The organism is Gordonibacter sp. 28C, assembly GCF_003339845.1.
Taxonomy (GTDB): domain Bacteria; phylum Actinomycetota; class Coriobacteriia; order Coriobacteriales; family Eggerthellaceae; genus Gordonibacter.
Genome location: NZ_PPTR01000008.1, coordinates 172721 through 181782, shown reverse-complemented (window position 1 = coordinate 181782; position 9062 = coordinate 172721). Strand labels below are relative to the sequence as shown.

General features: G+C 65.0%; 8 protein-coding genes. 1 reads left to right on the top strand and 7 read right to left on the bottom strand.

Features of this window, described 5'->3' with window-relative positions:
* Nucleotides 1–458 precede the first annotated feature (458 nt).
* Nucleotides 459–3278, top strand: coding sequence for an EAL domain-containing protein (locus tag C1878_RS11395; protein WP_241963714.1), 2820 nt, complete (start codon nucleotides 459–461; stop codon nucleotides 3276–3278).
* 48 nt (nucleotides 3279–3326) lie between these two features.
* Here the strand turns inward: C1878_RS11395 and C1878_RS11390 are convergent, their stop codons facing one another.
* From C1878_RS11390 to C1878_RS11360, 7 genes are all read right to left on the bottom strand, one after another.
* Nucleotides 3327–3614 carry a helix-turn-helix transcriptional regulator gene (locus C1878_RS11390; protein ID WP_114601741.1) on the bottom strand — a complete coding sequence of 96 codons (288 nt, stop codon included), beginning with the start codon at nucleotides 3612–3614 and terminating at the stop codon, nucleotides 3327–3329.
* A 5-nt stretch (nucleotides 3615–3619) separates the two neighbouring features.
* On the bottom strand, nucleotides 3620–3973 hold the full coding sequence (locus tag C1878_RS11385; RefSeq protein ID WP_199519335.1) for a type II toxin-antitoxin system RelE/ParE family toxin: 354 nt from the start codon (nucleotides 3971–3973) through the stop codon (nucleotides 3620–3622).
* A gap of 272 nt (nucleotides 3974–4245) precedes the next feature.
* Complete coding sequence (locus C1878_RS11380) at nucleotides 4246–5082, bottom strand: deoxyribonuclease IV (RefSeq protein ID WP_114601740.1); 837 nt, start codon at nucleotides 5080–5082, stop codon at nucleotides 4246–4248.
* Nucleotides 5083–5325: 243 nt separating this feature from the next.
* Complete coding sequence (locus C1878_RS11375) at nucleotides 5326–6072, bottom strand: energy-coupling factor transporter transmembrane protein EcfT (RefSeq protein ID WP_114601739.1); 747 nt, start codon at nucleotides 6070–6072, stop codon at nucleotides 5326–5328.
* A 1-nt stretch (nucleotide 6073) separates the two neighbouring features.
* Complete coding sequence (locus tag C1878_RS11370) at nucleotides 6074–7093, bottom strand: energy-coupling factor ABC transporter ATP-binding protein (RefSeq protein ID WP_114601738.1); 1020 nt, start codon at nucleotides 7091–7093, stop codon at nucleotides 6074–6076.
* Nucleotides 7090–7947, bottom strand: coding sequence for an energy-coupling factor ABC transporter ATP-binding protein (locus C1878_RS11365; protein WP_114601737.1), 858 nt, complete (start codon nucleotides 7945–7947; stop codon nucleotides 7090–7092). Before C1878_RS11365 ends, C1878_RS11370 begins: the two co-directional genes overlap by 4 nt.
* A gap of 25 nt (nucleotides 7948–7972) precedes the next feature.
* A complete protein-coding gene (locus C1878_RS11360; RefSeq protein WP_114601736.1) occupies nucleotides 7973–8620 on the bottom strand; it encodes a tryptophan transporter in 648 nt (215 codons plus the stop codon).
* Between the last annotated feature and the right edge of the window lie 442 nt (nucleotides 8621–9062).

Genomic DNA, 9062 nt, shown 5'->3' with positions numbered 1-9062 from the left:
TATGTGGCAACCTGGGAAGAATTGCCGGTTGTATGGACGCGACCATTATCAGCCCAAAGATCCACGGTCAAATGAGAAGACGATATGAAGTAGGGGCTCACAATGTTCTACTCATATCGTCTTTTCAGAAGCCCCGCCTGCCCGCAACCCGAAAGCTCCGAAGCTCGCTTGCAAGAGCGCAGCCCCCTCCTTCCAACGCAAGAGGACCGCCGCCTTCGCGTATCCCGGTCGCAAATGTGGTATCGTTTAGCACGGCGAGGCGCTGGGGCGCCAAGGGAAAGCGGATCGGAGCAACCGTAGCACAGCGGGAAGCATACGCGCGAACGCGGCACTCGAGAGGAGCGCTTCGGCGGTTCTGCTTCCTCGCGCTCGCCGTCCTTCTGCTCGCGGCGGCCGGAGCCTGCGAACCTCCAGCATTCGCAGACGACGCGGATTCGGACGACAAGCGCGTCGTGCGCGTGGGCTGCTACGAGGACGGCGACTACATGTCGATCGACGACGTCGGCGAGCACGTGGGCTACAACATCGACTACCTGGAAGAGATACGGCGATACGCCGGTTGGACATACGAATACGTCGACTTCGCGGGCTGGGCCGATGCCTACGACGCACTCGAGGCGGGCGACATCGACCTGCTACCCGCCGTGTACTATACCGACGAGCGCGCCGATCGCATGCTGTTCTCGGCCGTGCCCATGTGCAGCATCTACACCACGCTCAACGTGCGGCTGGACGACCGGCGCTACGCCTACGAGGACTTCGAGGCGTTCTCGGGCATGCGCGTGGGCGTGATCCGGAACAGCCAGGATGCGCGGGCGTTCGTACAGTACAGCCAGGACAACGGCTTCAACGTGGACGTGGTGGAGTACCTGGAAACCGACGATCTCCTAAACGCGCTCGACGAAGGCGAGCTGGACGCCATCGCCATCACCTACTTGGGCGGCGACTCCCGCTTTCGCACCATAGCGCAGTTCGCGCCCGAGCCCATTCACTTCGCCCTGCCCGTCGACCGTGTGGAGCTCGAGCAGGACCTGAACGCCGCCATGAACCGGCTCCAGCTGCGCGACCCCAGCTTCTCCACGCTGCTGTACACCCGCTACTTCGGCATCAACACCGAGCAAGACCCCGTGTTCACCGAAGAGGAGTACGCTTATCTGGAATCCGCCCCCGTGTTGAAGGTGGCCTACGATTCGTTTCGCACGCCGCTTTCCTTCACCGACCCCGAAACCGGCGAGTTCGACGGCGTCGCCGCGCAGCTGTTCGACGACATATCGCGCATCACCGGCCTCGCGTTCGAGTTCGTGCCCGTCGACTTGCACGGCGACGCCTTCGAACTCGTAGAAAACGGCGAGGCCGACCTCGTGGCCGGCGTGGATCGCGACGCCGACGAAACCACGGGAGGCGCCGTGTCGACCACGGGGCCGTACCTGCGCGACCCCATGGCGCTCATCGTGGGGGCTAACCCGACGGGCACGCGCATCGCGCTGCCGCGGGACTTCGCGCTGGCCGCCGAAATGGAGCGTGTGCACGCGGGCGACGAGATCGTCTACTTCGACACGCCGAAGCAATGCGTCGACGCCGTGCTGACGGGAGCGGCCGACGCCGCCTACGCCGACACGCATGTGGCGAACTACTTGCTGTCGGAATCCCAGTACGAGTCGCTCACCGTGATCACCGTCACCGACCACACCAACGACATGAGCATCGGCGTGGCGGCGGACGCCGACCCGCGCCTGCTGAGCATTCTGGACCGCTGCGTGCAGTACACGGCCGAGAACAAGGTCACCACCTGGCTTTCGCAAAGCTCCCTGGCCGTGCACCCCACGAGCCCCCTCGATTTCCTGCGGCAGTACCCGCTGCAGATCATCGCCGGCATAGTGGTGCTGTTCGCTGGGATCCTTGCAGGGGCCTTCTACCTGGGGCGCACGAAGCTGCGCACGGCACGGCGCATAGAGGAGCTGTCCTTCACCGACCCCCTCACGGGAGGATGGACCCTTGCCCGGTTCCGCTCGGGCATCGAGAGCGCCATGGAAGACCCCAGGCGGGGAGAGTACGTCATCGTGTACTTGGACATCGCGCGCTTCAAAAGCTTCAACGCCGCGTTCGGCTACACGGCGGGCGACCAGCTGCTCGTCGCCCTTGACCGCCTCATCGGAGATCTGGCGCGCGAGGGCGAGCACCACGCCCACATCACCGCCGACGAGTTCGTGGTGCTCATGCGATGGGACGGGTGGGACGCGTTCCTCGAGCGGTTCGCCGAGCTCGATCGCCGTTTCAACGACTTGGACGTGCTGCGCTCCCATTCGCACCGGCTGCTCCTGCACGCCGGTGCCTGTATCGTGGAACGTGCGAAAGGGTCCCGGCGGCTGGACGCGCAGACCCTGGCCGAGCTCATGGACTGCGCCCGGTACGCGCGCGACAGCGTGGGCGAGACGTCGTCGAGCGAGGCGGCGCTCTACACATCCGACATGAAGGAACGAGACGTGGCCGAGCGGGCGCTCGTCGCGCTGGCGCGCGACGCCCTGGAGCGGGGGGAGTTCGCCGCGTACTACCAGCCGAAAGTCGAGCTTGCCACGAACCGCATCGTCAGCCTGGAGGCGCTCGTGCGCTGGGAGTCGCCCGACCGGGGCCTGGTGCAGCCGAACGACTTCATCCCGCTGTTCGAGAAGAACGGCTTCGTGACGGAGATCGACCTGCACGTGCTGCGCCTGGCCTGCACGCGGTTGGAGGAGCGCCTGGCCCAGGGCCTGCCCGTGGTGCCCATCGCGTGCAACTTCTCGCGCCTGCACCTGCAAGGCGACGGGTTCCCCGAGAAGGTGAGGGCCATCGTCGACGAGTACGCGGTGCCGGTGGACCTCATAGAGCTGGAGCTCACGGAGAACATCGTCATGGAGGACCTGGAGCGGGCCAAGCGCATCTGCCGCCGGTTGAAGGAACTGGGCTTCCGCATATCCATCGACGACTTCGGCAGCGGATACTCGTCGCTCGGAACGCTGCAGGACCTGCCCATCGACGTGCTCAAGCTGGACCGCACGTTCCTTATGAGCAGCGAGAGCGGAGAGCGCAGCCGGGCCATCTTGGAAGGCGTGGTGGATATCGCCGAGAAGCTGCACGTGACCATCGTGGTGGAAGGCGTGGAAACGTGCGATCAGGCCTCTTTGCTGCTGCAGCTCGACGACGGCATCATAGCGCAGGGATACCTTTACTCGCGGCCCGTGCCGCGCGGCGAGTCCGACCGCCAGCTGGACGGCGGCTCGTTGGAGCAGCACGAGGAGTAGGCGGACGCGCGGTAGGAAGGCTCGTTGCGCGGCTCGCTTCTTCCCGTGCTACACGAACCTGATCTCCAGCTTCTTGCCGAACCCCTTGGCCAGCTTTCCGATGGTGCGCAGCGTGGGGTTCGCGTTGCCCGTTTGTATGCGGCTGATCACACGTTGATCAAGCCCGGACGCCCTCGCCAACTGCTCCTGCGTCATGCCCGTTTCGTTGCGCGCGTCGATGATGGCGAGCCTCAGCTGGAACTCCGCCTCGTCCTCCTCCCAGTACTTCCGAAACTCGGGGTCTTTCAGTTCTTCGGCCAAGTGTCTCGTGAAATCGTCTTCGTACCGATCGTCCATGCGCGTCACCCTTTCGAGACTCGGGCTATATAGTCCTCGCGATACCCTTTGGCTTTGGCGATTTCCCTTCGTGGGGTACGCTGGGTTTTCTTCACGAACCCATGCGTTAAAACGACTTTGTCGCCGATGCAGAAAAAGAACAGGATCCGGCTCGTGTTGTTCCCCATCGTCGTTCTCAGCTTGAATATGCCGTCTTCAAGATGCTTCGACTCCGGTTCGCCGATCAAATGCCCTTTCATACGCAATAACTCGATCGAACGCATCGTTTTGCTTTTCAGCTTTCCGTCAAGCGCTTTGACGTAGTCTTTCGCAGGTTGGCGACCGCTTGGCAATGAATAATAGTCCACAAGCATCGTCATCGCCCGCCTTGCTCGCCTAGTTTACTACATATATGTAGTAAACTGCAAGTGCCGAGAACGCTCGAATAGGAAAAAGCAGCCATTATCCGTCCTTTCTCTCAGCTGCCTACCGTTAAGGAAGGCGACTGTCCCGCAGGCGAGCCTGCGGTTAGGATGGCGTCCAGCCGCTATGGTTGCATTATAGCGAACTTATGTTCGTATTTCAAGAACATAAGTTCGTGGTTTTTCGCGAGAGGACTTCGCATTGAACCCGATGGGGCCCATGCCGCCGCCTACGCGGCGTGCGCCCCGCGCAGGGCCGCGATCTCCTCGCCGTAGCCGTCGAGCGTGGGGTTGGGCGTTTCCAAGTAGAACGGCAGATCGCGCAGCTTCGGATGGTTCGTCACGGCGGCCAGGGCCGCGAAGCCTATCTCGCCCTCGCCGATGCGGGCGTGGCGGTCCTTATGCGAGCCGCGCGCGTTCATGCTGTCGTTCAGATGGATGGCGCGCAGGCGATTCAAGCCGACCACGCGGTCGAACTCGTCGAGGACGCCGTCGAGGTCGCCTGCGATGTCGTAGCCGGCATCCCACACGTGGCACGTGTCCAGGCACACGCCCACGTGGTCGTCGAGGTCGACTTGCGCGATGACGGCCGCCAGCTCCTCGAACGTGCCGCCGATCTCGCTGCCCTTGCCGGACATGGTCTCCAGCAGCAGCGTGGTGGTTTGCACCGGAAGCAGGCTCTGATTGAGCGCGTCGGCGATCTTGGCTATGGCGACCTCGTGCGGCTGCCCCACGGCGCTGCCCGGATGCATGTTGTACAGCTGGTGCGGCGTCTCCTCCATGCGGCCCAGGTCCTCGGCAAGCACCATGAGCGCGAAATCGCGCGTCTGCTGCTTGTCGGACGCGGGGTTCAACGTGTAGGGCGCGTGCGCGAGTATGCGCTCGATGCCGTGCTCGCGCGCGTAGGCCGTGTAGGCGGCCACGTCCTTCGGGTCGATCTCCTTGGCCTTGCCGCCGCGCGGGTTGCGCATGAAGAACTGGAACGTGTTGGCGTCGATGGACACGGCGTCCTTCGCCATGTAAAGGTAGCCTTTCGCGCTCGACAAGTGGCATCCGATGGTGAACATATATGCATCCTTCCAAGTCACATTTTTCTGGATGCCATGGTAGCAAACGCCGAAGCCGCGCAGGCCGCTCAAACCGGATCGTTGCCGTGTTCGCACGAAAGGTTCATCGGAGCGGAACCGCACGCCCCTTTTCGGATGCGCGGGCGTCAAGCCTTCATGCAAGGAAGCCGCCTCAGCCCTCCGCCCTGTCGTAGGCGTCCAAGGCGGCGCCGAGCGATTCGAGTCCGGCGATCTAGAAATTCGCTACAGCACCACCGCCAACGCTACGAGGACGACGATGAGCGCAACAGCTCCCGCGTCGAGAGCGCGGAAGGGGTAGTCGCGCACGCCGGACGTGCGGTCGCGCAGGTAGAAGCCGCGCACCTCGGCGGCCATGGCGGCCTGTTCGGTCTTGCCCACCGACGTGATGAGCAGGGGCGCGCACAATGGCAGCATGAGGCGCAGCTTCCTCACCGGGTTCTTCGTGTCGAACTCCACGCCGCGTGCCGTCTGGGCCTCCATGATGGCGCCCATCTCGTCGGTGAACACGGGCACGAACCTCAGCGCCGTGGTCACGGTGAACGCGTACTTGTAAGGCAGGTGGGCGCGCTTCACCAGGGCTCCGGCCAGGTCGTTCAAAGGCGTGAGCGCCAGCATGAGCGCGAGCGGCATGGTGGCGTCTATCAGGCGCAGCACCACGAGGCCGGCCGTGCGCAGGCCCTCGTCGGTGGCGAACAGGAACACCGGGGTGCCCGAGCGGATGAACAGCACCTGCAGCACGAACAGAAACGTGCAGATGCCCACCAGCCCCGCCAGCAGCTTGAGCGTCTTCTTGCGGATGCCGCCGACGAAGCCCAACGCCACGTCCAGCACGAGCAGCGCCAGCAGGAACCCGAAGTTGTCCGACAAAAACGCCGCCACGCAGATGCCCAGCGCCAACGCAACCTTGGTAAGCGGGTTCAAACGGTGCAGCACCGTGTTTCCCGCCGTGTAATCGAGCATGCCGGCCATGCTAGGACACCTTCCTCTTGCGGAACCCGGCGGCGCCGAGCACCTGGACCATCTCGTAAGCCGTTGCCACGTGGGCGAACGCGCGGCCGTTCTCCGGCTCTTGCGCAAGCCTTATGGACAGCTCTATCATCTGCGGCGGAACGAGCGAGGCCGCCCGCATGGCTTCGGCGTTGCGGAACACCGTCTCCGGCGTCCCGTCGGCCACCACGCGCCCGTCGGCCATGGCGATGACGCGACGGGCGAAATCGAAGGCCACCTCCATGTCATGCGTGATCATGACCACGGTGGTACCGCGCTTGTTCAGATCCTTCACGCGGGCCATGACGTCCATGCACTCGCGGTAGTCCAGGCCGCACGTGGGCTCGTCCAGGATGAGCACCTCCGGCTCGGCCGCGATGACCGACGCGAGCGCGAGCATCTGGCGCTCGCCGCGCGAAAGTAGGTAGGGCGCGGCGTCGGCGTCGAAGCCGAACTCGTCCACAAGCGCGTCCACGCGGCGGTCCGCCTCGTCGGACGCGACGCCCGTGACGCGCAGGCTGAACGCCAGCTCGTCGCGCACGGTGTTCTGGCATATCTGCCGGTCGGGGTTCTGGAACAGCATGCCCACGCGGCGGGCCAGCTCGCTCGTGCGCAGCTGGGCGGTGGGCACGCCGTCGACCAGCACCTCCCCCGCCAAGGGCTTCAACAGCCCGTTCAGCAGCTTCGACGTGGTGGTCTTGCCGGCCCCGTTGCTGCCGACGACGGCGACGAACTCTCCTTTGCGCACGGCGAACGAGAGGTCGCGCACCACCTGCGCGCCGTTTGCGGCTCCGTCGTAGGCGAACGACGCGCCCCGGCACTCCAGCACGGCGGGCGTGCCGGCGCGCACGGGCTCGGGCGCGTCCTCGCGGGGCACGGCCGTCACGTCGACGACCGGCCCGCCTTCGCGCTTGCCGGCGGTGCGCTTGCGAGAGGCCTCGCGCGGCGCCGAGTTAGGTTCGCCCGCAACGGACTTCCGGTTCTTCCTGCCGAACAGCATCATGCCACGATCCCTTCTATCAGCTCCTGCGCCTCGTCCACGTTGCACGCCAGCCGCTCCACCGGGAAGCCCTCGTCGCGCAGCATGCACGACAGCGTGGTGGCGCGCGGCACGTTCACGCCGATGCGCAGCAGGTCGTCGGCTGCGCTGAGCACCTCGCGACGCGCGCCGCAGTACGCGAGCCGGCCCTCGTCCATCACGGCTAGGCGCCGCGCGTACTCGGCCAGCAGGCCTATCTTCTGCTCCACCACCACCACGGTGATGCCGCCGCGCTCGTTCAGGTCGGCCAGCAGCGAGAACACCTGCCGCGAGCTGGCCGGGTCGAGCGCTCCCGTGGGCTCGTCCAGCACGAGCACCTTCGGACGCAAGGCCAAAACGGCCGCCAGCGCCACCTTCTGCTTCTGGCCGCCCGAGAGCGACGCGATGGCGCGCTCGCGCAGATCGGCGATGCCCACCAATGCCAGCGCCTCGTCCACGCGCGCCGGAATCTCGCCGTGCGGCACGCCGAAGTTCTCGAGCCCGAACAGCACCTCGTCTTCCACCGCCGTTGCCACCATCTGGGCATCCACGTCCTGGAACACCGTGGCCACGGTGTGCGAGAGGTCGGTGAGGCTCGTTTCGTGCGTGTCCGCGCCCGCCAGGCGCACCTCTCCGTAGAAGTCGCCTTGGTGATAGTGCGGTATGACGCCGTTCATGGCGTACATGAGCGTCGACTTGCCGGCGCCCGACGGCCCGATGATGCCGAGGAAGTCGCCTTCGGCCACGCTCAGGCTCACGCCGTCGAGCGCGGGGCGGGCGGCCCCGGCGTAGGAGAACGTCACGTCCAACACGTCGATGATGGGTGCGGGGGTGGTCATGGGAGGCTTCCTTTCGCGATTGCCGCTACGCGGCGGCAACTTGCTTCGCGGGCTCCTTCTTGAGCACCTTCGCCAGCGGGATGTAGAGCGCCTGCACGATCACGCAGTTGATAAGGGCGGTGCACAGCACGATGGGCACGTAGGCGACGAGGCTCGAGGCGCTGGCGCCCAGGAACACGAACAGGCAGACGGTGAACATGCCGCCCGACACGACCGTGGACAGGAACGTGGCCACGATGGTCTGAAGGTTCGCCTTGCCCACCTTCATGGGCACGCGGATGAGGGCGGCCATGCACAGCGCGCCCAGGAACTCGGAGATGAAGTTGATGTAGGGGCTTCCGGGCAAGAGCTGGCACACCGCGCCGGCCAAAAGGCCGATTATGCCCGCCTGCACCATGTTCGGCCGCACCAGCAGGATGGCCAGGCAGTACATGGCGATGATGAAGTTCGGCTTCATGCCGAAGAAGTTCACGAAGCTGCCCACGGTCATCTTGAGCACGGCGCCGGCGGCCAGGAGCACCGCCACCAGGATGAGCGCCGACACGTCGAAGCCCTTCTTGCGCGCGTCCGCGCCCTGCACCGTGCGCTGGCGCGCCCCGCCCTGCGTCGCCTGCGGAGCCTTTCCGCCCGCTGCGGCCTTCACGTTCACCTCGCGCTTGCTCTGCTCTGCCATGATCCTCAATCCTTCCTTGGCGGATTTCCCGCCGGTCGTCGCCCCTCCCGGGGCCCTTGGTTTGCCGGCACGAACTTCGCGGATGAGGATGCTCCCGTCGCCTTCAAAGGTGCGCTGGCGCTCGGGGCGCCCGCGCCACCGCAACAAAAAAAGACCTGTCCTTTGAGATAAAGGACAGGTCTTAAACCTGCGGTGCCACCTTTATTGGCTCTGCGAACAGAACCCTCTCACGAACATGCCAACACATGTTCTGCCCTTAACGCAGGCTCACGGTCCAGATACTCGGTTGCCGCCCGCCGCGCTTCCGCGCCGCGACCGCCAACCTTTCCCCTTTCCCTCGGCGATCCATTTACCATCCGGCTTCCTGCGGGAATCTCAGCTGCGCCCGCTCTCTGTGAGTGCCCATGACGGCTTGACTTTCGCCTCATCGGTTTCAAGGTAT